The following is a 25,221-nucleotide window of genomic DNA, read 5'->3' as shown; positions in this document are numbered from 1 at the left end:
ATTTCTTTTAGTTTATGCAGCGATCTGCAGTATTAAATACTGAACCCATTCTTCAGACAAAGTTTTAATTTTCTTCGCATCAAATCATATTTTTATGATTCCTCTAATTCATGACTTCAAAGGGAAAAAAGTTTTAATCTTTGGAGGAGGAAAAGTGGGGTTTCGCAAAGCGTCTTTTTTTTATCCTGAAGCAGAGGTTATTGTTGTCAGCAGGGCATTCTGCGACGAGTTTTTTGGTTCGGGTATCACCACCAGAAAGCAGGACCTGAAACTGCTTTCGGATGACGGTATAAAATGTTTAATTAACGGCTGTTATGTTGTTGTCGCGGCAACTTCCGACAGCGGATTAAACAACAGGATCAAAAGAATATGCAGTAAAGAAAATATCCTGTTCAATAATGCCAGCGGCGACTGCGGGGACATCATTATTCCATCAGTAATCAACGGAAAAAATTATCAGATAGCAATATCAACCGGCGGTAAAAGCCCGGGAATGTCGCGATATATAAGGGAATACCTTGAATCACACTGCCCTTTAATAGATGAAATGATAGACATCCAGATGGATACAAGAGGATATCTTAAAAAGGCCGAACCTGATCAAAAAAAAAGAGATTCTATACTGAAAGCTGTAATTAACGACAAAACCGTATGGAAAGAACTTGAAAACAGCAGAGATTCTGCAATGAATTACATCAGAGGAAAGTATTTGCAATGAAGTACAGACTGCTGACCCCTGTGGCATGTGCAGGGATTACACACCACGAGGCAAATATTGAACAGCTTGAGAAATTCCGGTTTTCTGATGAAAAGGAATTCCTTGAGGAGGCAAGAGAGCACTTCAAGGGAGTTGTCCTCCTCCAGACATGCAACAGGGTTGAAATTTATGTCCAGGGTGAAGCTGAAACTCTTGACAGTTACCTAAAATCAAAAGGCCGCGAAGGTTACCGGACTCTTGACGGATGCAGTACCTTAAACCACCTTTTAAGGCTTGCATCCGGGATAGACTCAATGATAGTGGGCGAGGACCAGATAATCGGCCAGCTTAAAAAAGCTCTTTCAGTCTCGCAGGAGACAGGTGCATGCAGCCCTGTCCTTGACCTGTGCATCAATAAGGCTGTCCACGCCGGAGTGGAAGTCAGAACACGGACTCATATAAACAACGGGGCCGTTTCCATTGGTTCTGCTGCAGTACAGCTTGCAGAAGAGCTTTTGGGAAGTCTTGAAGGAAGACATATCCTTGTGGTAGGCGTAGGCGAGATGGGAAAACTGGTCGCACAGGCACTTGCAGCCAAGAACCTTATGGCTATGTATGTAACCAACAGGACCTATGAAGCTGCACAGAGACTTGCTGAAATAATCGGAGGTAAAGCGGTAAAAATGGATGAGCTTTATCACTACATCTCGCTTTCCGATGTAGTCATCTCGTGCACCGCAGCCCCCCATACTGTCATCCACTATGAACCGCTTAAAGAGACCCTGGATAAACAGAGATGGCCCATAGAAACAGAACATATGAATAATCCTCTTATTCTCATTGATATCGCCCAGCCAAGGGACATTGACGAGAATATCCCGGATATCGACGGCGTGAAGGTATTTACAATCGACGACCTTAAAAGCGTCAGCGAGAGCAACATGGACACACGCCGCCATGAGGCCGAGATGGCCGAAGCCTACCTCCTTGAGGAAGAAAAAAATTTTGTCTCCCTCATAAATCGCGCCTCTGCAAACGAGGCGCTTGGTGATTTATACACATGGGCGGAATCTATCCGCGTCCGGGAGCGTGACAAGGCCCTTGGAAGAATCTCTTATGCCGATGACAGGACAAAAGAGATACTGGATGATTTTTCAAGAGTTATAGTAAAAAAACTTCTTACAGATGCCACATTTGCAGTAAGAAGCTGCGCTGAATGTGGAGATATGAGAAACGCAGAAAAACTCGTTCTTGCAATTACCAGAGGTGAAAAACCATGTTCCCCCAAAGAAGACTTAGAAGATTAAGAAAAAGAATACTCCAGCCTCTGTTCAAGGAGACGGTACTTACAAAAGATGATCTTATTGCACCGTATTTCTTTGACGAAACAATCTCTGAAAAAAAACCTGTTGAATCAATGCCCGGCCAGTTCAGGTATCCTGTATCTGAAGCAGGCGCCGTTGCAGAGAGAGTAAAATCAAAGGGAATCCGTGCCATGCTTATATTCGGAATCCCAAAAGACAAAGACCCTGCCGGAACATCCGCCTGGATTAAAGACGGAGTCGTCCAGAAAGCTGTCGCGGAGATTAAATCAAAGGTTCCGGGGATGGTTGTCATAACCGATGTGTGCGCATGTGAGTACACTGACCACGGCCACTGCGGGATAATAGGAGAGACCTGCGGCGGTCCTGACCTTTTAAACGACGAATCGCTTGAGCTTATGGCCCGTATTGCGGTATCTCATGCAGAATCAGGCTGCGATATGGTTGCACCGTCATGCATGCTTGACGGGATGGTCCTCAAAATAAGAGAGGCACTTGACGACGCGGGGTTCGAAGAGGTCCCGGTAATGTCATACTCAACGAAATTTTCGAGTGCACTTTACGGGCCTTTCAGGGACGCAGCAGACTCCGGTATGAGTTTCGGCGACCGCTCGACATACCAGATGGCCTATGAGAATTCAAGAGAAGCGTTTCTCGAATCCGAAACCGACCTTGATGAGGGTGCTGATATTTTGATGGTAAAACCTGCCGGATTTTATCATGATGTAATAGCCTCTGTCGCAACTCTCGGTCTGCCCGTTGCAGCCTACCAGGTAAGCGGCGAGTACTCGATGATAAAGGCGGCCTCTGAAAACGGGTGGATTGACGAGAAAAGAATAGTTCTGGAAAGCCTTGTATCGATTAAAAGAGCAGGGGCAGACCTTATCATTACATATTATGCAGAAAATGCGGCAGGGTGGCTTGATGAAAAGCAGTGAACTTTTTGAAAAAGCAAAAGGACTGATGCCTGGAGGAGTCAGCAGTCCCGTAAGAGCGATAAAACCTTACCCGTTCTACGTAAAATCGGCCGAAGGATCAAAGATTACAACCGAAGACGGCAATGTCCTGACAGACTGCTGCATGGGCTACGGACCGCTTCTTCTCGGTCACAGGCCAAAGGAAGTTGAAGAGGCTATAAAGGCGCAGCTCGAGAAGGGGTGGCTTTACGGCACTCCGTGCGAACTTGAGATTAAGCTTGCCGAGAGAATTATCACCGACCACCCTTCGGTTGACATGTGCAGGTTCGTTTCAAGCGGCTCGGAAGCGACTATGGCTGCAATAAGACTTGCACGTGGGTTTACAGGAAAAAAAGACATAATAAAAGTCGAAGGAGGTTTCCACGGTGCACATGACGGTGTTTTAATCCAGGCAGGTTCCGGTGCGACGACGATGGGCGTCCCCGACTCTGCCGGAGTAATCCCTGAGATTGTGTCCCATACCGCACAGGTGCCGTATAACGATATAGAATCACTTGAAGAGATTGTCTCAAAAGGTGATGACATTGCAGCCTTTATTATCGAACCTGTTATGGGAAACATCGGGCCTGTCCTTCCCGAAAAAGACTACCTCAAAGAAGTCAGAAAGATAACCCGCGAAAACGACGTCCTTTTAATATGCGACGAGGTCATCTGCGGTTACAGGATAGGAATAGGTGGAGCCCAGGTAAAGTACGGGATAACACCTGACCTTACAACTCTTGGAAAAGTAGCAGGCGGAGGTCTTCCCATAGGAGTATTTGGTGGAAGGCGCGACATAATGGAGCTTGTCGCACCCGCAGGACCTGTCTACCAGGCAGGGACATTCAGCGGCAACCCGCTTACGATGGCCTCCGGGATTGCAAACCTGGAGGAAATTCACAAAGACAAAAACCTCTACGACAGGCTTGATGAAAATACCCGGACCATCCAGGAGACTCTGCCTGAAAAGTACCGGGACTCGTTCGTGAGGCTCGGGTCCATGTTCAAGCTCTTCTTCAGGAAGACGCACCCAAAAAACTACGTAGAAGCAAAGGAGAGCGACACGGAAAAGTTCTCCTTTTTCTGGAAGAAGATGCTTAAATCCGGAATATTCCTTCCTCCATCGCAGTTTGAGACCAATTTCATCTCTGCAGCTCACAGCAGAGACGACATTGAAAAAATAGCTGAGGCTTACTGCAGATGTCTTTGAAGGTAGGTACAAGAGGCTCGCGCCTTGCGATGGCCCAGACAAAAAGAGTCTGCGGTATGCTTAACGAAAGAGGAATAGACACCGAGACTGTGGTGGTGAAGACCACTGGAGATGAGAAAACCGGAGTCCCGATGCACAAGGTGGGGGGGCAGGGAATATTTGTAAGGGCCCTTGACGACGCAATAATAAACGGAGAGGTCGATTTCGCGGTCCACAGTATGAAAGACATACCTGCCAAAAGGCCAAAAGGCGTTGTAACCTGTGCAGTCCTCAAAAGGGATTCCCCATGTGATTTTCTTGTCCATGAATGCCCGCTTGAGGACGTTAAAGTCGTAGGCACATCAAGCACGAGACGAAAGGCACAGCTCCTGAGGGGAAACCTGAACCCCGAGATAAAAGAGCTTAGGGGAAACGTCGACACAAGGATAAGAAAACTGAAAGAAGGGGAATATGACGCGATAGTTCTTGCCGAGGCAGGCATGCAGCGTTTGGGCCTGAAACTTCCGGGGACAAGGCTTATCCCGCAGTGGTACGTGCCGTCTCCGAACCAGGGCATTATTGCCGTTGTATGCAGGGACGACCCTGAAACAGAAAAGGTCCTTTCATGCCTTGATGACCCGCAGACCCGAAACGATTCTGGTGTTGAGCGTGCAGTTATGGAGGAGATTGAAGGAGGGTGCTTCACGCCGCAGGGCGTGTACTGTTGCGACGGTTTTCTTATAGCCGAGGTTCTCTCTCTTGACGGCAAAAGGTACCAGAGAATCGAGGACAATGGAGAGACAACCGAAGAAGGCCGGCTTATCGGGAAAAAACTTAAGGCAATGGCTTATGACCTGATTGAGGAAGCAAGAAGCGAACTTGGAATAACTGATAACTAAAAGAGGCAGAGAAATGACAGGCAAAGTGTATCTTGTAGGATCAGGCCCGGGCGGCCTTGGTCTGATGACATTCCGGGCAAGAGAAGTTATAGACAGCGCTGATGTGATCCTTTATGATCAGCTCCCCGGAGAGGAGATAATCTCGGCTCTTCCCGACGTGGAAAAAATAGATGTGGGAAAATACGGCGGTAAGCACACAAAGGAGCAGGATGAAATAGAGCTTTTGATGGTTAAATACGCAAAAGAGGACAAGACAGTCGTCCGGCTTAAGGGAGGAGACCCTTTCCTTTTCGGCCGCGGCGGGGAGGAGCTTGAGACTCTCAGGAAGTACGGGATAAATGCAGAGATGGTCCCCGGTGTCACAAGTGCAATAGCTGTCCCGGAATGCGTCGGAATTCCCGTAACTCACAGGAAATTTGCATCGCAGGTAACGTTTCTTACAGGTCACGAAGACCCTTCAAAGAAAGACTCTGCCATAAACTGGGAATGGCTTGCAGGGTCTCCGGGGACAATCGTCATCCTTATGGGAGTCAAAAACCTGCCGAATATTGCAAAAGCGCTTATTGAAAACGGGATGAAAAAAGACAAGCCCGTTGCAATAATCGAGAGAGGGCTAAGGCCTGATCAGAGGGTTACAACAGGAACACTTGAAAATATAGCAGAAACTGCACAAAAAAAAGGCGTGAAAGCTCCGGCGATAATTGTAATCGGCGAAGTCGTAAGCCTTTACAAAGAATAATTTTTCTTATATCTGATTTTTGTTTATTCAGGGTTATTTTTGAATATTTCTCACGAGAAATCCTTTAAAATCTCATGAAGGTGGAAGTTGCTCGTGCCGAGTTTTCCCTCATAGTTGCCGGCGCTTATGTACATTACTCCTTTCTCCCTGACTGCCGCAAGAATCCCTTTTCTCATGGCTTCTGATATCACCTTTTCGTTAAGGCCGTTTATGACAATTTCATATATTGATGTGACACCCTCGGGCACCAGAGAGTCGCTTATTATATCCTTTAAAGCGGGGCAGAACCTGTGATTTGTGCTTGCAGGCATCGGGAAATGGTAGTTTTTGCTTGCGACCTTCGAACCGCTTGCAACGATTCCTCCGGGAAAACCTGCAATAATGCCTTCACTATTTGAAAACGCCTTTACCGCTGCCATTGCCCCGGCAAGGGCTGATTTCTGTGAGTCTCCCATTATAAAGAAATTTCCGCCGGCAATTCCCTTGACAGCCCCGAAAGTCTCTTCTCCTGTATAGTAGCCCTGCATAGTAGGTATTTTCCAGCACTTTCTCCCGCCTACCACACACCCCGACTCGTATGAATCGCCGAAGTAGTGCATCCTTGTTGAAAACCTGGTCAAGGCCTCGGGAAACCCGTCGAATGCCGACGCCGTCGCGGCAGTAAGAATACACTGTGATATTCTTTCTGCGACACGCTCACGCATATTCTTTCTTGCAGAACATATGAATATGGATACTCCGGGCCTTTTGTCAGGTGTCTCCTCAGGAAGGTATTTCCTTTCAATGCCTGCCTCGCACGGGCATCCTATTGCAGACGTCGCAAAACCGGTCGCCTCAACCGCCGCAGTATTTGCAAGATCGTAATCATCGGCTGTTATTATGATTCTTGAAAACCACATAGGAAAAGCCTCTGCATAGGTGTCGATTATCTCAACACCGTTGATCTTCATCTTTAATCCCCTCCTTTTATCTTTTGAATGCAACTCCGTTTTCGGTAATCACGTAGTCCATGAGGACGTCGTTGTCCTCAAGAGGCACTTCTTCAGTTTCCTGGCACGCAAACGCTACCGCTATCTTTTTTACGTCTGTATTCTTCTCAAGAAACCTGTCATAGTATCCCGAGCCGTAGCCCAGCCTTCCTCCCCTTTTGTCAAAGGCAAGCATTGGCAGAATTACAACGTCTACAGCTCCTTCGGGGACAGGAATTTCATGTCCTATGGGTTCAGGGACCCCGAAAGTACTTGGCACAAGATGTGACAGGTCTTTTAAATAAGAAAGGCGGAGGCTTTTGTCCTCTTTGACAATTATAGGCATTACAAGGGGATTTTTATTTTTAAGAAGCATCTTTAGAAGAGGCTCTGTATTCACCTCAAGCTCCTTTGAAGCGAACCCCATAACCGTTTCGCCGGGTTTTATTATCGAAAGTACATTTTGACATATGGTTTCGCTTTTAGAAAGACGCTCTTTTTGCGTAAGTTTCTCCCTTTTTTCACGCATAATGTCCCGAAGCCTGTTTTTCTCTTCCAACATGAGGAATGTTATCTCCTATATTAATATTTATGGTTAGTTATCTGAAAAAACGTGTCGGTTTAAGGGGATAACTGATTTTTACAGAAATATGCTGATATGCCTGGTTTCCTTTTATTTCCTCTCTTCGCCTCTTTTTAAAAGAGCATAAAAAATCGCACCGTAAAGGGGCGCAAAACCCTTCAGACCGCTAAGCCTGATAACCGGAAAATTAAGGTATCTGTCAGTATGCTTTGTTATACCCTCCAAAATAACATGACTGTTGTTCCGGACTACCGGGCCGTCAATGATTATTATTTCCGGCGAATAGGCTGCGATTACTGCTGCAATCCCGCGTGAATTGATTATCCCGAGTTCTTCTGTAAACTCACGAAATATTCCTTTCTCTTCTTTTGCGTTTTCAAGTATCTCTCCGGCTGACAGGTCACCGAAAGCACAGGAGTCTTCTTTTCTGCGCATACAGAATTCCCTGAAAAATCCGGGTATTCCTGTACCGGATGAATAGGCTTCCCAGTGTCCGGAGAATCCGCACCTGCATGGAAGAAGATACTTTCCGTCAACAAAGATGTGCCCAATTTCACCGGCGTTTCCGTTCCTTCCAAGGAGCAGACGTTTTTCAGAATATACCCCTGCACCGATTCCGGTCGAAAATGTGATGTACACCACGGTTTTGTCTTTCAGGTCAGGATCTGTAATGACTTCTCCGAGAACCCCGGAGCGGCAGTCGTTAACTAAATATACGTCTTTCAAGAGGTCATTTTCCAGGGGTTCCTGTATTTTTATTTCCGGAAAGGCCATATTTGGAGAATTTACGATTTTCCCCTTCATAACGTCAAGGGGACCTGCCGAAGAAACCCCTACAAATTCTGCGGAACCTATTTCATCCCGGGAAAATACGGAATGAATTTCCTTAATAATCATTTTAGAGATTATATCACCCGAATTTCCTTTTTGCGGGGTTTTAAAAGAGACACTTTTTGTAAAATTGCCGCCTTTGAAATAAGCCGCCCTTATATGGGTCGCACCGATATCAACAGCTATTGCAGTTGTTTTTTTGCCGTTCATATGGATTCAGAAAAATAAGACAAATACTTTCATATTTATAAAAAAATCCGGATTATCCGGAAATTTAAAGCCTGTCATTACTCTTTGCTCATTGATATATTAGGATATCAAGGGACTTTCAGGGTTATCTTCAAAGGACCTTGTCAATCTCATCTCTTATCATTGGAAGAGAAATTCTTCCTATGGGCGTTATTCTGCCGTTTACAAGTACCATAGGTATAGGGGGGTGATCTTTTTCGACAATTTCCACAATATAGTCAGGGACTTTGTCATCTATTATTGTAAGCTTTAACTCAACATTGTCCCCGTAAATATGGTTTAACCTTTCTTTTAACGCTTCAAACGCTTTTACAAGCTCTTCTGAGGGTGCACACTTCTCAAGCTCGCACGTCCTGTCCCCGTCGCACGGAAACGGACCGCACGGTGAATAGCTGAACCCCACAATTTCCACTGTTACTGCTTTGGCCATACTGATTATTTAGTACCTGTTAGTATATTGATTTTGCAGAAAAATACAAGTAAAATACTGTAAAGAAAGACGATTCTTCAAAATAACTGCAGAACACGTAAAAATGCTTGAATTCTGGGATTTTCATGCTGTATTCCTCTCTTAATTATACATACAAACCTTCATGGATATCAGGCATTCATTTCAGGTTAAAACAGGATTGTTAAACAATTTTCCAAGACAGGGAGAGGAATTAATAGGGATTACTTCTAAATAATAATGATTATTTCGATGAAGGCAGTTCTGGGTCTAGAAAACGGTGAATATGTAATTGGAGAAGGATTCGGTGCAGAAGGCTCATGTGCAGGAGAGCTTGTGTTTACAACCCAGATGAGTGGTTATATGGAGGCACTGACTGACCCAAGCTATGCGGGCCAGATTCTGATGTTTACTTATCCTCTTATCGGAAATTACGGGGTCGACCCGCAGAATTTCCAGAGTCCAAAAGTAAATGCAATGGGCTGTGTTGTCCATGAACTTTGCCGGTATCCGTCTTCAGGTATGTCATTGCAGTCTTTTTTTGAACAAAACAATTTATTAGGTATTTCAGGTGTTGATACCAGAAAGTTAACTGTAGATACAAGGATTACAGGGACTCTCCGGGCTGCACTGATTGCCGGAGACGACAACGGGGAATACGCTGTTGAATGCGCAAGGGCTTTAAAACCGATATCTGACATAGACCTGTTGAATCAGGTATCATGCAAAAAGCCTTTCAGAATACCCGGGAAAGGAAAAAGGATTGCTGTGATAGATTTGGGTATAAAGAAAAACATCGCTGTGTCTCTCAGGAAACGCGATGCGGACTTGTATATCTATCCTTACAATTCGAAACCATCCGACCTTATGGCATGCGACCCTGAGGCCATATTCATTACAAACGGCCCGGGAGACCCTGCATGTGCAACTGATGCAGTTGAATGCGCAAAATATTTCATAGGCCGGATTCCGGTCTTTGGGATATGCATGGGAAACCAGGTTCTCGGAAGGGCCTTTGGTGCTGATACATACAAGATGAAATTCGGTCACAGGGGGTCAAACCAGCCGGTCAGGCACTTCGACGGATCAATATACATAACAACACAGAACCACGGATTTGCGGTCGACGGCAACACCCTTCCCGAAGACTGCAAAATTTTCTTCTCAAACGTAAACGACGGTACGCTTGAAGGGTTCTGCTCCGAAGACCTTGACGTGTTCTGCGTACAGTTCCACCCGGAAGCCCACGGGGGGCCGCTTGATACTGAAAAACCAATTTTCGATATGATGTACAGGAGGATCTGCTAATAAATGCCGCTTAGAAAAGACATAAAAAAAGTAATACTAATAGGTTCGGGACCAATCCAGATTGGTCAGGCAGCGGAATTCGATTTTTCGGGGACACAGGCATGCAGGTCTTTAAGAGAAGAGGGAATCGAGGTAATTCTTGTCAATTCAAACCCTGCAACAATACAGACTGACCCGGATACGGCTGACATCATATATGTCGAGCCGCTGAAAGCTCCGATTGTTGCAAAAATTATAGAAAAAGAAAAGCCTGACGGGATTTTAAGCGGCATGGGAGGCCAGACCGCACTTAACCTGACAGCAGAACTTGCCGAAATGGGTGCCCTCAAAGACGTGGAAATCCTCGGTACACCTCTTGATGCGATATACAAGGGAGAGGACAGGGAGAAGTTCAAGGAGCTTATGAATGACATAGGCGAACCCGTCCCGAAAAGCCTTATCCTTGAGTCGATGAACCAGCTCGATGAAGTCTACGAAAAAGTCGGCCTTCCGGCAATCATAAGACCTGCCTATACCCTCGGAGGAGCAGGGGGAGGAATTGCGCACAACCAGGAAGAGCTTAGAAGGATAGTGGAGCTTGGCCTTCAGCGCTCGAGAATTCACCAGGTCCTTATTGAAGAGAGTGTAATGGGCTGGAAAGAGATTGAATTCGAGGTGATGCGTGACTCATGTGATACATGCATAATAGTCTGCGGTATGGAGAACGTCGACCCCATGGGAATCCATACCGGGGAAAGCGTAGTTGTAGCGCCGATTCTGACCCTGCGTGATGACGAGTTCCAGATGCTTCGAAGCGCCGCAATAAAAATAATCCGTGCACTCGGTGTTCAGGGCGGATGCAATGTCCAGATGGCGTTTAAGGACGGGGACTACAGAATCATCGAAGTAAATCCGCGTGTATCACGCTCATCTGCTCTTGCATCAAAAGCAACAGGATATCCAATAGCAAGAGTTGCGGCAAAAATTGCCGTAGGGCTCCGTCTTGATGAAATAACAAACAGCGTTACGGGGTGCACCCCTGCGTCATTTGAACCTGCAATAGACTATGTCGTCGTAAAAATTCCGCGGTGGCCTTTTGACAAGTTCAAGAACGCTGACAGAACTCTTACGACATCAATGAAAAGCACCGGAGAGGTAATGGCAATAGGCCGCACTCTTGAAGAAGCCTTTATGAAAGCCATGAGGTCCATTGACACTGATATCAATGAACATACGTCAAGAAAAGAGATATCTATGCTTCTCCAGAACCCGACTGACGAGAGGTTCGGCTGCCTTTTCGATGCATTCAGGCAGGGTTTTACCGTCGAAGAAGTAACATCACTGACAAGCATAGACAAATTCTTCCTAAAAAAGATTGAAAACATCATCGAAACCGAGAACAAGCTTAAAGGCAGTCCTTCAGCTGATGACATAAAGACCGCACGCGTGCAGGGCTTCACTGTAACCGAAATAAGTGAGATTACAAAAAAGGACGAAAAATACGTTGAAGGAATTACGGGAGACCCTGTATACAAAATCGTTGATACCTGTGCAGCCGAATTTCCGGCATCGACCCCGTACTTCTATTCAACGCATGACTCACAGTGCGAGATAAAAAGAAGCGACAAACAGAAAGTCCTGATTATCGGTTCAGGACCTATAAGAATAGGCCAGGGAATCGAGTTTGACTACTGCACTGTCCATGCGGTAATGTCACTACGAAACATGGGAATCGAGGTTCATATAGTAAACAACAACCCCGAAACAGTCTCGACAGACTTTGACACGTCTGACAGGCTGTTCTTTGAGCCTATGAAGCTCGAGGACATAATGAACATCCTCAAAAAGGACAACTATTCGGGTGTTATGGTCCAGTTTGGAGGACAGAACTCGGTAAACCTCGCCCTGCCCATAGAGAACAAAATAAAAGAGCTTGGCCTTAAAACAAAAATTCTCGGGACATCCCCGGACTCAATGGACATGGCTGAAGACAGAGACAGGTTCAGCCAGCTGCTTGAGAAGCTGAAAATACCGTCTCCTGCAAACGGCTCCGCATATTCCGAGGGGGAAGCGTTTAAAATAGCCAAGAGAATAGGGTATCCTCTTCTCGTCCGTCCGTCATATGTACTTGGGGGAAGGGCGATGGAGCTTGTCCATGACGACATAGAACTCCAGAACTACATAAAGGAAGCTGTACGTGTCAGCAAAAAGCATCCTGTCCTTTTGGACTCATTCCTCCAGAATGCAATTGAGCTGGACGTCGACGCCGTCTGCGACGGAGAAGACGTTCTAATCGGCGGAATTATGGAGCACATAGAAGAGGCGGGCGTTCACAGCGGCGACTCTGCATGTGTGATTCCGACGCAGTCGCTTTCGGACAAGGTAGTTGAAACTGTCAGGGACTATACAAGAAAACTTGCGCTCGGAATCGGAGTTGTCGGCCTTATAAACATACAGTACGCCATAAAGGACAGTGTTGTTTACATAATCGAAGCGAATCCTCGTGCAAGCAGAACGGTTCCTTTCGTCTCAAAGGCAACCGGAATCCCTCTCGCAAAAATCGCCGCACGTGTCATGTGCGGGTGCAAATTGAAAGACATGGATTACAGGGAGCACACAATAAGCCATGTCGCGGTAAAAGAGGTGCTATTGCCTTTCAACAAGCTTCCGGGCGTTGATACGGTCCTGGGCCCGGAGATGAAGAGTACTGGTGAAGTTATGGGCATAGACTATGATTTTGGTCGTGCTTATTTCAAGGCCAGCACATCTGCCGACAACCAACTGCCTCTTGAAGGGACTGTGTTCATATCAATAGGAGATGACAACAAAGCCGAAATCGTTCCTGTCGCAAAAAAACTTCGTGAACTTGGTCTGTCAATCCTCGGGACAAGCGGGACAGTCGAATATCTTGAAGAGCACGATATAGAAGCAAAACTAGTAAGAAAAGTTCAGGAAGGCTCTCCGAATGTCATAGACATGATGAGAAGAGGAGAGGCGAACCTGATAATAAACACTCCCTCGGGAAAATACTCCCGGCAGGACCACCTGCAGATAATGCGTTACGCTCTGGATTACGGTATCCCCTACATCACGACCATGCAGGCGGCAAGGGCTGCTGCCATGGCTATAGAAGCAATGAAAAAGCAGGACATAACACTTGAACCCCTGAGTCATTACCACAATTATAACTAATATTAACTTTTTTAGCAGCAGTTCAGATATTCAGAAAGTTTTGGAAATGATTTTGCGTCCGGGAATAGCAATTTTAATATAGTTGCCTTTTTCCCGTGCGGATACTTTTCTTCATGGTAAGAGATTGTAAAGATAATATTTTTAATAAAAATAACTGCATAGAATAATATCCGTGAAAATAAAATGAAGACTTCAGATATCGCATACATAACAATAATCAGTCTGTGCATCATGCTTATCCCGGCGGCGGCATGTGCGGAAGACGCCTCTCTTCTGTGGGAATTCACGCAGGTCACGAATTTTGCGGATACAGCTATCTCGCCGGATGAAGGCTATGTAATCGCAGGGGGAACAAACTCGGAAGTATATCTTCTTGACAGCAGCGGAAGACTGATATGGGAAAAAACAGTAGACGGGGCCGTCAGCGGAGTCTCTGTCTCGGACAACGGTGAGTATTCCGTTGCGGGAACGAAAAACGGGACTTTGTACCTTTTCGATTACCATGGGAACACACTCTGGAAAAAAACGCTCGGACAGGTAGTATATGATACTGCAATATCCTCAGGCGGAATTTACATTGCGGCAGGCTCAAACGACGCTAATCTTTACCTTTACAAAAGCAGCGGAGAACTGGTATGGAAGAAGAGACTTGCCGATGAAGTTTACTGCGTCTCGATGAATGCAGACGGGAGCCTTATAACAGCAGGTACAAAGGTGTTTTATGCCTATCTCTATAACCTCAAAGGGGAGAACCTGTGGAAGTACAGGACTGACGATCAAATAAACGACGTAGACATGTCACCTGACGGCAGCAGGATTGTTGCGGGATGTGCTGACGGGCGTGTTGTAATTCTTGACGGCAACGGGACGAAAGTGTGGGCCACGAACGTCAAAGTCCCGGTAAACGGAGTCTCCTCTTCATATTACGGACAGTACATAGCTGTAGGATCAAACGACAATTATGCACGGTTATATGGTGACGATAAACAGGAGATACTGAAATATGCGACATACGGAAACGTCAGGGGGGTATCCCTCTCATACACCGGGACATACCTTTCGGTCGCATCAAATGACGAAAACCTGTATTATTTGTCAGTCCCGGGAATTGTTGCGGCAACACCCGAGCCTCTCCCGTCATGCGAGCCTGTCATCAATCTAACAGGAGCAGGTGTAGTTTATATTAACTCAACTCCGTCCGGTGCAGACGTTTACATAGACAACTCGTATATCGGAATAACACCGATTGAAGCAGAAGATATAGCACAGGGAAACCATATTTTGATGCTTCGCATGCCCGGGTATGATGACTGGACCGAAGAGATCAGCGGCGGTCAGGAAACAAGAGTTTCTGCTGTTATGTCAGCATCAAAATCATCAGGAAATAGAAGTTCGGCACCTCCTGCTGCAGTCACTGTATTTGCACTGGCAATAGGCATTGTCGCTGCTGCGTTAATCAGCAGAAAAAACAAGAATTAATTATTTTTAAGTATCTGGCCGAACCACGGGAGAAAATCGTTTTTACGTGACATCATCCCGTCTTTTCTTACAGGCTGCGTTTTAACACCGCTCTGGCTGAGAATTACACTGTCAGCATTTATGTATATTTCACTCCCGTTTTCAAAAACACTTGTAAAAAGGGCAGCAAATACATCGGCACTGTTCTCTTTTTTAAGCTCTTTGATGTCCTTTAAAATCTCTTCCCTGTTTTCAACGGAAAACTCATATGTAGGTATCATAATCTGCGAGATGATGACTTTCCTCCCAAAAAGCTCATACACTTTGGTATCCCTCATAAGCAGAAGCTTTATGTTGACACCGTCAAGCTCCATCCCTTTTTTTATTAATTCAGTCCCGAATTCATTGTAGTCCACACCTGCAATGTCTCCGAGATACTCAACCATCTTTTTGTCTTTCGGAGTTGTCGTTGAAAGTCTCAGGACAAGGGTATCAGACAATATTCCTGACAGCAAAAGTCCGGCTGTCCTCTTATCAGGTTTTATGCCTTTTTCAAGGTATTTCCCGGCGATGATTGTGGAAGTCGAACCTACAGGCTCGTTTAAAAATCTTATCGGTTTCAGGGTGGTTATCGCACCGAGACGGTGGTGATCGATAACCTCAAGAATATCCGCATTTTCTATCCCGTCGACAGCCTGCGAATATTCGTTGTGATCAACGAGAATTACCTGCTTCTGCACATTATCCAGAAACGTGTTCCTGGAGATCATCCCCAGAAATTTTCTGTTGTTGTCAACTACGCACGCCGTACGGTACCTTGAACTTGAGACGAGCTGTTTTGCATAGTCTATCGTGTCCTCTTTAGTCACGACAGGGACATCCTTTGCCATTACCTTGCTTGCGGGAAGAGAGAGGTTTATCATCTTGCCGACACCGAATGCGTCAAGGTTTGTGGATATAAGAGCGACATTTTTCTCTTCAGCGGCTTTTTTAACGCGTTCTCCTACCGGAGCCCCGTCCGCTATTATCAGGGCCGCAATTCCGACTGAAATCAGAGCAAGCTGGGCAGGTTCATTGTCCCCTACAACCGCCACATCATTTCTGGTTAATTTGGAAAGCGTTACGTGCAGTGCGTCTATTGCAATATAGACCCTTCCTTCAAGGAGGTCTTTTGAGGGAACAATAATCCTGGCGTTAAGTATCCTTGTAAGAGTATCAAGCTTTATTGGTGTTATTGACAACTGCTCAATTTTCTGGCGTCTCACATATGCCTGTGCAAGGCCATGCTCGCTCATAAGCCCTTTAAGAATACCTTTTGAGTCTGTTATAGGCATATTCCTGACGTTATGTTCGTCCATCATGGAGATGACGTCTATTGTCGGAACATCCTCTTCGGCACTGAACGTGTAAGTAAACGGGAGGTCTGAAATGTTTGCCTCAACACTTTCAATGTATTCCGGGACCTCCGCACCGAAAGTCTCAATTGCAAAACGTGTCTCTTCATTTATCTCGCCGCAGCACGCCGCCACGTATCTGCCGTCGTCTTTTTCATTCATAAGTTCTGCATACCCTACAGCACTGCATACAGAATCGGTGTCAGGATTTTTATGCCCGATTACATATATTTTGTTCATCTTAAACTCCGTATAACCGCAAAAACAAGTGCAATTGTTTTACAGGCTGATTACAAAAAACTCCAGTAACAATTGTTAAACTTAGAACATTATCTTTATTTTTATGGCATAGCACGTCACCGGTAAGGACTGAGTTGTCAGGTTTCAACTCCGCCCGTTAGGCTTTCCGGTTTTATCAGGTCAGTAAATTCTCCGGCTTATAACTATATGATCTTAGCAGATAAACTTTCAATTTGAGCCCTTTTTTGCTGTCCCCCGCTATACGATCAACAGCTTCAATTGTCCCGCCGTATTTTTTTACAAGAGAATATGCAGTATAAAGGCCCGTTGATGTCAGGTCAAGGTGCAGATTCTCATTTTCAAATTTTGAAAAAAGGGACATTTTTTTCTCTTCGGTAAGAGAAGTCCCTGCATTTTCAAAAGAAATTATGACGTTTCCAGGCAATATCTCAGGAGTTACGATTATACTATTGTTATTCTTTTCATTTCTGCCAGTCTCGACCATAAAATCAATGAGGTTGCTGAATACTTCAGCCAGGTTATCGTCTGCATAAACATACCCCCCGCAGTCCCTGTAATCTATTACGGTTTCATGGAATCTTTCCAGGGTTCTGTGCATTGAATCGTCAACAGATATCTCTTTTGAACTAAACAAAGACGTGCTGCAGCTCTCACGAAGAGTCTTCAGGTTGCTAAGCAGTTTTCTGTTGCTTTTTATATCGGAAACTATTTTTTCAGTCAGATCGCCACGCGGCATGCCTGTATCGCCTATGCTTTCCATAGAGAGCAGAAGGTTTTCATTAATATCAAAAATATCCTCAAATATCAGGCCGAAACATTTCCTGGCTTCATTGCATTCGCTTTCAAGTTTCTCCTGAAGCATCCCGCGCAGTATAATGCTGCCTGCCTTTCTTCCTATCAGAGCCAGAGTTTCCTTTTCAAACTGCGTAAACCTGTACTCATCAGCTTTAGCTACGAATAAAGCCCCTATTACCGTGTTGTCAGTGATAAAAGGCACTATTGAATATGAAAGCGCATTAAGACTTTCAAGAATATCAAGATCGTTTTTCCCGAGTTCTATATTGGGAAGATTTTCGACAAACATTGGCTGCCCTGCATAAAATACCAGGTTGTCCGGCCAGCTCCTTATATTCCGGATACCGTATTTTTCTATAAAGCCTGCAGGAACATCGGACGACGAAGCTATATTTGCGGTTTTACCGTCAGCACTTTTTATGCTTATATAGCCTATATCCAGTTTCAGGTCGGTTAAAATTATTTTTAAGATTGAATCAAGCATTTTTCCAAATATAAAAACTGAACCTGCGGAAACAAGAATCCTGTTGATAAGTTTCAGCTGAAAACTTTTCTGGCTGCCTTTTTTTGGAAGTTTCTTTTCACCTGCATTGTTTGTAACCTTGTTATTTTCACGGCGTGAGATCACTTCATTCTCAGGCAGAACTTTTGAATAAGGTCTTTGCAGGTCTCTTTCCAGTTTTAAAACACTTTCCTGCACCATATCAAGTCTTGCTTCCACTGCTGAAATAAAAATACTGCCCGTGCCCGGGATTCTTACACCTGTAATAATGACTTCCCCTTTTTGGTCTGAACGGGGATTTTTATAAAGAACGATTGTTTTCGGGGAATTATACTGGTCACCGACTCTTTCTTTCAGGAACAGTCTCAGCTTTGAAGTCTCGTTTTCATCAAAAAAGTCCGACAAAAATATTCCCCCTGAAAAAGATGCATAGTTCGTGCCAAAAATTCTGAAAAATGCTGAATTTGCAATAATTACTTCCCCTGAGAGGTCAAGAATTATATTTGCACCGTTTGATGCATCAAAGATGAATGAGTCAGGCTTATATGACTGATTAAGAATCTTAGTAAGAATTGTTATCCCCGATTCGTAATCTGAAGTCATTTTATTATTCCCCCCTTTTCATACAGGAATCTCTTTTTTATTTCAGGTCTTAGGAAAAAGAAACACCCAATAAAAATAAACTCTGCATTTTGGCATAAATAAATATCTGTTTTTTAATGGAAATAACATAGATATTAATATGTCCGCTTTTTTGCCTGGTTCATGACTCTCAATGCAACGGTCACTGCTTTTATGAAACCGCAGGCCAAATATAATAACATGAATCAAAAGGATACAGTTGTCAGAAGACCTGACGTTATTCTTTTTGATATGGATAATACACTGTATGATTTCTCGGATGCAAAGCTGAAGGCCTGTACGGCCGTCGTTGATTATATAGGAGCCGGGACTGGAGAAGAACTCCTAAGATATTTTCTTTACAGCGGGTTCGGGTTTGAAGACCACAGAAACATCAGCCAGTTTATGACAGACAAAAATATCACGGGAGAAGAAACGTTCAAAAAAGCCGCCGGGATTTATGAGTCAGTCAAACTTGAGTCAATAGTAGCTTACCCCGGTGTTTACGAGACCCTTCCCCTCATCTCGGATGCAGGGATTAAAATGTCGATAGTAACCGATGCCGAAAGTTCACAGGCGGAAAAAAGGGTGGAGAAGATAGGGATACGCAGATATTTCAGGGATATAATATCCCCTGATAAATCAGGCAGGAGAAAGCCTGAACCCAACACGTTTATAATGGCCCTGGACAGACTGTCTACAGACCCTTCGGATTCGATGGTTGTCGGCGACAGCCCGAGAAGAGAGATAGAGCCGTGCAACAAACTTGGTATGACAACAGTATACGCAAAGTATGGCGACTGGCTGAAAATTCCTTCTCCACAGGTTATACCGGACTATACAATAGAAAAATTCTCGGAGATTGCAAAAATACTAAACCTGTAATCTCATAATACTAAAACTGCAATATCAAAGAAGCAATACCGGGAATATAATTTAAAACATTTTTTAATCTTCTTTGGAAGATTTAACACCAGAATATGATTTTACAGTAAAAAATGACAAAGATATTAATATTTATCATTAATTGTCAAGTTTTCTCTTGCCCATCGATGAAATATAAGGAATTTCAGTACCTGCTTCAAGTTTTGCAACTTCATCCTCGGGGAGAGTCAGCTCAAACATCTCAAAGTCCTTTACATCCATCAACTGGACGTTGTTTCCGGAAATCGAGATAATCTGTGCGGATTTTCGCTCTACAATAGGGATGTAGGTCTTTGCCGTTACCGGCTGTACGATTGAGCGTTTTACACCGTCAAAAATTCCTACTACATCAATCCTTGACTTTGCTGCTCCGTGCTTACCCGGTTTTGATATTGCAATTCCAAGAATTTTACACGGTTCATCTTCAACGACGACATATCGTCCCTCTTTTAATTTTCCTACTTCAGTCTGTTCTTTCATAATGATCAAACTCTATTATGTATATTACAATCAACTTAAATAAATTCAGCGAAGAATCATGAAATATACAGGTTAGATAGAATGGAATTCCCTGAACGCTGCGAGGAGATCGCAAGAGAAGTCATTGAAGGCATATCTCCACTTATAGGTACACGAGACGGCGCACTGGTTGTCAGGCAGGGCGCGGACGGAACACCTACAAAAAAAATAGACCAGGTCGCAGAGGACATAGTCCTGAATTACCTGAAGGAAAACTCACTTGGAAGGACTCTTATCAGCGAAGAAGCCGGCTGCGTCAGCATAGGAGGAGAAAAAGGAACGGTATATCTTGACCCAGTCGACGGCACGCACAACGCAGTCACCGGAAACCCGTTCTATGCCTTATCAATTGCCTATGCAGAAGATGGTGTAATAAAAAAGGCCTACGTGAAGGACCTTGCGCGTGGGGAGTATTTTTACGCGGAAAAGGGTCTCGGAGCGTACAACAACACAAAGAAAGTAAAAGTTTCATCGACAAAACTTCTTGAAAAAAGTACAATCAGTATTTACGGGAAAAAATTTGACCCTGAGACAATTGTAAAACTGGGAGAGAAGATCCGCAGGTGGAGGCTCTACGGGGCATCGGCGCTGGAACTGTGCTATGTAGGGTGCGGACGCCTTGACGGATTTATTGATATAAGAAACACTCTCAGAATTACTGACGCCGCAGCGGGAATGCTTTTCTGCAGTGAAGCAGGAGGGACTATATCCGATAAATGCGGCAACCCCGTTAAATTTTCGGACGATGTCAGCTGCGGCCAGTGCCTTATAGCTACAAACGGGCTGATCCATAAAAAAACCATAGAATACCTGAGGTGAGATTATCAGATTTATATTGGTTGCAAGACCTGATGACAAAAAGGCACTGGTACTGGCAGACGACATATCATCGTTTCTGGCGGAAAGAGGACATGCTGTAGTTTATGAGACCCGGACCTCAACTGCCCTGGGAAAAGCCTTCGGCACGGATTTTAAAGACCTCAAAGGAGATGCCGCGATAGTTATAGGAGGCGACGGGACAGTCCTTCATACCGTGAGGCAGCTCAAAGAGCAGGTGCCGATAATAGGAATCAACAGGGGACGTGTGGGTTTTCTGACCGAACTTGAACCGGATGAGGCAAAGGAATACCTCCTGAAGATAGAGTCCGGAGACTATACTGTAGAGCAGAGGATGCGCCTTCACCTTCTTGTTGACGGGGAATATGTGGGTGAAGCCTTAAACGAAGCCGTTATTGTGACATCCAGACCTGCAAAAATTCTCCAGCTTATTATAAATATAGATTATGTCCCGGCCGAACAGTTCAGGGCTGACGGAGTCCTTGTAAGTACTCCGACAGGTTCGACCGGCTACGCGATGAGTGCCGGAGGTCCGATAGTCGACCCCTGGATAGACGGTTTTCTTGTGGTCCCCCTGGCACCGTATTACCTGTCGTCGAGGCCGCATCTTGTGAGCAGCAAAAGAAGACTGAGAATTGAGCTTGACAGCATTAAACCGGCTGACCTTGTTATCGACGGACAGCACATAATGGAGCTTTACAACGGAAATGTATTGTACGTCGAAAAGTCCCCGGAGCCGGCACTGTTCATCAATGCAGGCAAAAACTTCTTTGCAAAAGTCGACAAAAAACTGAAAAACCTGTGAACAGTCATAAACAGTCCCTTTCTCAAAATCTTTATATTTTCTTCATAAATTATTATAGAAGGCTTATCTTCTTTTGAGTCCAAATCAAATAAAAGGTGTTTTCAGATATATGCAGGTATCCATGAAACTTGAAATCAGGGACTCTCCCGGGCAGCTTATAACAGCGCTGAAACCGGTGTCTGATCTTGGAGGAAATATCAAATCAGTTATACACGAAAGGGACCCGGTGTCCGATAAAGAAACTCTGGATGTTGAAATAACTCTTGAGATGCCAGAGGAAAAGCTTGAATCTTTAAAGGAGATGCTTAGAAAAAACGGTGTTTCCATCCTTCGGATAGGGGAGGAAAGATATCTTGTAAGAAGATCGGTAATCCTGATAGGTCATCTCATGCATACCGACTTAAGCGATACAGTTGACAGAATTGACGCCACAGGATTTGCCGAGGTAGGCGAACTTTCAATGCTTATGCCTGCAATAAATGAACCGACTTCAGCCAAAATGACGATTAAATCAGACAGCATTGAGAACATCAACCGTGCAATGGAAATACTCAAAAAAGTCGCAAAGCAGAAAAAAATCCTGATAGTCGAACCACTGGAGGGGACATTATGAAAATCGCTATAATTGGCTTCGGGTCGGTAGGAAAGGGGCTTGCCGGGATTATCTCCAGGAAGAACCTTGGCATCACAATTACAGCGGTTGCGGATTCAAAAAGCGGGATTATAGACAATCAGGGACTTAATATCCCCCAAATCCTTGAGAATAAACGAAAGACAGGCCTTTGCGGGGACAAAAATATAACTGCAGAAGATATTATAAAGTCAGCGGACTATGACGTTCTCGTGGAAGTGACTCCTACAAATGCGATATCGGGACAGCCGGCCTTAAACTACATAAAATGTGCCCTCTCCAGGGGAAAAAGCGTTGTAACTTCAAACAAAGGTCCTGTTGCACTGGAATTCAAAAATCTTATGGAAATTGCTGAATCAAAAAACTGCTATTTTAAATACGAAGCAACGGTCTGTGGTGCGATTCCCCTGATTCATGCACTCCAGCACGGACTTGCCGGGAATAAAATAAAACGGATATACGGGATATTCAACGGTACATGCAACTATATCCTGACACGCATGTCTAATGAGAAACTGACATACAAACAGGCGCTTTCCGAGGCGAGAGAGCTCGGATATGCCGAAGCCGACCCGACATATGATATCAAGGGCATCGACACGGCAATCAAACTTGTAATCCTTGCAAATACAATATTCGGATTCGACAAAACCCTGGATGATGTTGAAATAACCGGAATTGACAATGTACCGTCTGAAGCTCTGCAACTTGCACACGAGGAAGAAAAGACAATCAGGCTTATCGGTGAGATAAACGCCGAAGATAAAGTTCTCCGGGTATCGCCAAGAGTCCTTCCCAAGAATCATACGCTTGTCGTTTCCGGTACACTTAATGCAGTCACGGCAGAGACAGACCTCGCCGGTGATGTGACTTTTATCGGAAAAGGAGCGGGTTCCGTTGAGACTGCAAGCGCAATAATCTCCGACCTGCTTTTTATAAGTGGTTGCAATGGCAGGCGTAATTGAAAAAAGAAGAGAACTGCTGGAGTTAATGAGAGAGTGCACCCTGGACAGGGGGTACTTTATAGTTCACGACATCGAGGAAAAAACAAATCTTCCCAGGAGCACAGTTCAGGACTGGATAAACCGTCTCGTTGATGAGAACTGTGTCATAATAAAAGAGGAGAAAAGAGGACGTTCTCCTGCCAGATATGTAACAAAAAGCGTTACTCCCCAGAGTGCATGCAAAAGAATATTCACAACAGTCGACGGGGATTTTGTCCTTATTTTTCACGAATGCAGAAGCAACGGCTGTGCTGCTTTCTGCCATTATCACCATCTTTTCGCAAAAGGGGTTATCATAAGTGCGCAGAGAGACGGAAACCTGCTTATAGAGAAGTCCTGTCTTAAAACAGGATACACTTTCCCTGACACGGAAATAGGACTCTACCCGTCACCCGCTGTCGGCGTTGTTGATGTACAGAAGAAAGGTAATTTTATTGTCCAGAAAATAAGGTGTGTAGGAGGACCTGCATACTCTCTGACCGGCATGATGAAGATGGCAGAAGGGGTATATGACATCAGAATCTGTAATGAGGGGCCGGTTACTGAAGGGGACGTATATACATATTCTATGTCCCATCTGATAATAGGGGTCGATGATACCGACACAAAAAACGAAGGTGCAACATTTGCCCTGGCCTTGGGTCTTCTTCAGTTTTTAAGCAGGCTGAAGAGCGTAATACCGATATCACACAGGGTGGTTATGCTAAACCCGGACATTAAAGACTGCACGGCAGGAAATTCATGCAGTTTCATTGAACTTGCGGTAATCCCCCGGGAAGCAAAGAAAATAAGTGATATTGCTGTACGTTTCGTCGAAAACGAGTCATTGTCAGAGGACTGGGGTATTGCAATAAAAACAGGGTTTGTAATCCCTGAAAGCCTCAGGGATTACGGCATATCGGCAAGGTGCAACAGAATCACGGAAGAGGATGCAGAAAACATCGCTAATATCAATAAAATATTTGTAAAAGGGAAGAGAGGCATAATCGGTGCTGTCGCAGCAATATCATTCAGGGGACTTTCAAACGAAATCCTTCTTGACCCTTCAAACAACAGTTTCAGAAAAGATGTAATTTAAAAAAACTTCTAAACCGGTATTATAAAATATTTAGTTTTGTAGTATTTTTCATTTGGGCAGGCAAAATCCCGGGTATCTCTGTAAATAAATGAATCTTAAAAATGTTAAAGCCGCACAAAAGTGAAAAAAGTCTGGTCAAAACATTAATCAAATAGGAAAACTTCTTTTGATTGGGGGGATAAAACCACTAAATATATGGGAGATTATAATAAGGAATTTTCAAATATCATTGAAATTCTTAAGGAAAATCCCAGGGGAATGTCTGTAAAGCAGATATCAGAGGCCATAGGCGTAAACAGAATCTCTGTAGGCCATTATCTTGATATAATGCTTCTTTCAGGCAGTGTGGACATGGAATCCTACGGGCAGGCAAAAGTGTTTTACCTGTCCAAAAGAGTTCCTCTTTTTTCACTGATGGATTTTACATCCGATTACGTTGTAATTCTGTCTGATAAATTCAGGATAGTCAGGGCAAATAAAAAATTTACCGACTTTATGGGCCTTGATGAGGATATAACAGATGAAAAGAATGCAAAAGGGCTGTTCGGCGAGTTTTGCCCTGAAATAGAGAGTCTGCTCGCAGAAGCTTCCGGCGGGGACGAAGTAGTAAGAGACGTGTCAGTATGCAGAAACGAAAAAGAACATTATTTCAGGATGAAAATTCTGTCTGCTGTCTTTAATGACGGAACCCCCGGCTTTACAGTAATAATGGAAGACATAACGGCGTACCAGGAATCAATGGAGGCCCTTAAGGAAAGTGAGGCACAGCTAAAGGAGCTTATTGAAAGCATCGGAGAATTTCTGGGCGACATCAAGGAGCTTGAAAAAATAAACGCCGATATAAGAAACCCCCTCCAGGCAATCGTCGGGTTAACCGACCTTGAAGGTGGTAAAAACGCAAATCTTGTGTACAGCCAGGCGGTGCAGATAGACAACAAATTAAAGGAAATCAACATAGGCTGGAAGGAAGCTGAAAACATCCGTGAATTTCTTAAAAAATATGCTGAAATAGATGACAAAAATTAAAATTCC

The 25,221-nt window shown here is 44.5% G+C and carries 23 protein-coding genes; 16 read left to right on the top strand and 7 right to left on the bottom strand.

Annotation, left to right across the window (positions count from 1 at the left end):
* Positions 1-94: 94 nt before the first annotated feature.
* Genes J2128_RS02920 through cobA form a run of 6 tightly spaced genes read left to right on the top strand, consistent with a single transcriptional unit; the run spans position 95 to position 5,802 of the window.
* Positions 95-718 (top strand): bifunctional precorrin-2 dehydrogenase/sirohydrochlorin ferrochelatase, encoded by a 624-nt coding sequence (locus J2128_RS02920; RefSeq protein WP_209689505.1) that lies wholly within the window; start codon positions 95-97, stop codon positions 716-718.
* The gene (hemA, locus tag J2128_RS02915; RefSeq protein WP_209689502.1) at positions 715-2,004 is read left to right on the top strand and encodes a glutamyl-tRNA reductase; all 1,290 of its coding nucleotides are present in this window, start codon (positions 715-717) and stop codon (positions 2,002-2,004) included. The genes J2128_RS02920 and hemA overlap by 4 nt, the downstream gene beginning before the upstream one ends.
* Positions 1,974-2,957 (top strand): porphobilinogen synthase, encoded by a 984-nt coding sequence (gene hemB / locus J2128_RS02910; RefSeq protein WP_209689501.1) that lies wholly within the window; start codon positions 1,974-1,976, stop codon positions 2,955-2,957. Before hemA ends, hemB begins: the two co-directional genes overlap by 31 nt.
* Positions 2,944-4,185, top strand: coding sequence for a glutamate-1-semialdehyde 2,1-aminomutase (gene hemL, locus J2128_RS02905; protein ID WP_209689499.1), 1,242 nt, complete (start codon positions 2,944-2,946; stop codon positions 4,183-4,185). Before hemB ends, hemL begins: the two co-directional genes overlap by 14 nt.
* Entirely contained in the window at positions 4,176-5,063 is an 888-nt protein-coding gene (hemC, locus tag J2128_RS02900; RefSeq protein ID WP_209689496.1) for a hydroxymethylbilane synthase, read from the top strand. The genes hemL and hemC overlap by 10 nt, the downstream gene beginning before the upstream one ends.
* Positions 5,064-5,076: 13 nt before the next feature.
* Positions 5,077-5,802: a uroporphyrinogen-III C-methyltransferase gene (gene cobA, locus J2128_RS02895; RefSeq protein WP_209689495.1), complete on the top strand. Its 726-nt coding sequence runs from the start codon at positions 5,077-5,079 to the stop codon at positions 5,800-5,802.
* A gap of 50 nt (positions 5,803-5,852) precedes the next feature.
* Here cobA and fhcD read toward each other — a convergent pair whose 3' ends face one another.
* The 4 genes from fhcD to J2128_RS02875 form a co-directional block, all read right to left on the bottom strand.
* Positions 5,853-6,752: a formylmethanofuran--tetrahydromethanopterin N-formyltransferase gene (fhcD, locus tag J2128_RS02890; protein WP_209689494.1), complete on the bottom strand. Its 900-nt coding sequence runs from the start codon at positions 6,750-6,752 to the stop codon at positions 5,853-5,855.
* A 16-nt stretch (positions 6,753-6,768) separates the two neighbouring features.
* Positions 6,769-7,332 (bottom strand): 5-formyltetrahydrofolate cyclo-ligase, encoded by a 564-nt coding sequence (locus J2128_RS02885; RefSeq protein ID WP_209689493.1) that lies wholly within the window; start codon positions 7,330-7,332, stop codon positions 6,769-6,771.
* A gap of 111 nt (positions 7,333-7,443) precedes the next feature.
* The gene (locus J2128_RS02880; RefSeq protein WP_209689491.1) at positions 7,444-8,394 is read right to left on the bottom strand and encodes an ROK family protein; all 951 of its coding nucleotides are present in this window, start codon (positions 8,392-8,394) and stop codon (positions 7,444-7,446) included.
* A gap of 130 nt (positions 8,395-8,524) precedes the next feature.
* Positions 8,525-8,863: a hypothetical protein gene (locus J2128_RS02875; RefSeq protein ID WP_209689489.1), complete on the bottom strand. Its 339-nt coding sequence runs from the start codon at positions 8,861-8,863 to the stop codon at positions 8,525-8,527.
* Between the two features lie 270 nt (positions 8,864-9,133).
* Between J2128_RS02875 and carA the strand changes: the two genes are divergently transcribed.
* The 3 genes from carA (at position 9,134) to J2128_RS02860 (ending at position 14,839) form a co-directional block, all read left to right on the top strand.
* Positions 9,134-10,189: a glutamine-hydrolyzing carbamoyl-phosphate synthase small subunit gene (gene carA / locus J2128_RS02870; RefSeq protein WP_209689487.1), complete on the top strand. Its 1,056-nt coding sequence runs from the start codon at positions 9,134-9,136 to the stop codon at positions 10,187-10,189.
* A 3-nt stretch (positions 10,190-10,192) separates the two neighbouring features.
* Entirely contained in the window at positions 10,193-13,360 is a 3,168-nt protein-coding gene (gene carB / locus J2128_RS02865; RefSeq protein WP_209689485.1) for a carbamoyl-phosphate synthase large subunit, read from the top strand.
* Between the two features lie 183 nt (positions 13,361-13,543).
* Positions 13,544-14,839 (top strand): PQQ-binding-like beta-propeller repeat protein, encoded by a 1,296-nt coding sequence (locus tag J2128_RS02860; protein ID WP_209689483.1) that lies wholly within the window; start codon positions 13,544-13,546, stop codon positions 14,837-14,839.
* Here J2128_RS02860 and J2128_RS02855 read toward each other — a convergent pair.
* Entirely contained in the window at positions 14,836-16,452 is a 1,617-nt protein-coding gene (locus J2128_RS02855; protein ID WP_209689481.1) for a putative manganese-dependent inorganic diphosphatase, read from the bottom strand. The two genes, J2128_RS02860 and J2128_RS02855, sit on opposite strands and share 4 nt — an antisense overlap.
* Positions 16,453-16,627: 175 nt before the next feature.
* Complete coding sequence (locus tag J2128_RS02850) at positions 16,628-18,373, bottom strand: sensor histidine kinase (RefSeq protein ID WP_209689479.1); 1,746 nt, start codon at positions 18,371-18,373, stop codon at positions 16,628-16,630.
* A gap of 219 nt (positions 18,374-18,592) precedes the next feature.
* Between J2128_RS02850 and J2128_RS02845 the strand changes: the two genes are divergently transcribed.
* Positions 18,593-19,276 (top strand): HAD family hydrolase, encoded by a 684-nt coding sequence (locus tag J2128_RS02845; RefSeq protein ID WP_209689477.1) that lies wholly within the window; start codon positions 18,593-18,595, stop codon positions 19,274-19,276.
* A 138-nt stretch (positions 19,277-19,414) separates the two neighbouring features.
* Here J2128_RS02845 and J2128_RS02840 read toward each other — a convergent pair whose 3' ends face one another.
* Positions 19,415-19,795 (bottom strand): translation initiation factor IF-5A, encoded by a 381-nt coding sequence (locus J2128_RS02840; RefSeq protein ID WP_209689474.1) that lies wholly within the window; start codon positions 19,793-19,795, stop codon positions 19,415-19,417.
* Positions 19,796-19,876: 81 nt separating this feature from the next.
* On the opposite strand from J2128_RS02840, the gene J2128_RS02835 reads away from it, so the two are divergent.
* The 6 genes from J2128_RS02835 (at position 19,877) to J2128_RS02810 (ending at position 25,215) form a co-directional block, all read left to right on the top strand.
* Complete coding sequence (locus J2128_RS02835) at positions 19,877-20,653, top strand: bifunctional fructose-bisphosphatase/inositol-phosphate phosphatase (protein WP_209689472.1); 777 nt, start codon at positions 19,877-19,879, stop codon at positions 20,651-20,653.
* 4 nt (positions 20,654-20,657) lie between these two features.
* Complete coding sequence (locus J2128_RS02830) at positions 20,658-21,476, top strand: NAD(+)/NADH kinase (RefSeq protein WP_209690192.1); 819 nt, start codon at positions 20,658-20,660, stop codon at positions 21,474-21,476.
* Between the two features lie 121 nt (positions 21,477-21,597).
* Positions 21,598-22,089: an amino acid-binding protein gene (locus J2128_RS02825; RefSeq protein WP_209690191.1), complete on the top strand. Its 492-nt coding sequence runs from the start codon at positions 21,598-21,600 to the stop codon at positions 22,087-22,089.
* Positions 22,086-23,072: a homoserine dehydrogenase gene (locus tag J2128_RS02820; protein ID WP_209689471.1), complete on the top strand. Its 987-nt coding sequence runs from the start codon at positions 22,086-22,088 to the stop codon at positions 23,070-23,072. Before J2128_RS02825 ends, J2128_RS02820 begins: the two co-directional genes overlap by 4 nt.
* Entirely contained in the window at positions 23,056-24,189 is a 1,134-nt protein-coding gene (locus J2128_RS02815; RefSeq protein ID WP_209689469.1) for a sugar-specific transcriptional regulator TrmB, read from the top strand. The genes J2128_RS02820 and J2128_RS02815 overlap by 17 nt, the downstream gene beginning before the upstream one ends.
* 195 nt (positions 24,190-24,384) lie before the next feature.
* On the top strand, positions 24,385-25,215 hold the full coding sequence (locus tag J2128_RS02810) for a hypothetical protein (RefSeq protein ID WP_209689467.1): 831 nt from the start codon (positions 24,385-24,387) through the stop codon (positions 25,213-25,215).
* The last annotated feature ends 6 nt before the right edge of the window (positions 25,216-25,221 follow it).

Source organism: Methanomicrobium sp. W14, assembly GCF_017875315.1.
GTDB lineage: Archaea > Halobacteriota > Methanomicrobia > Methanomicrobiales > Methanomicrobiaceae > Methanomicrobium.
This window is presented reverse-complemented; position numbering and strand designations above follow the sequence as displayed.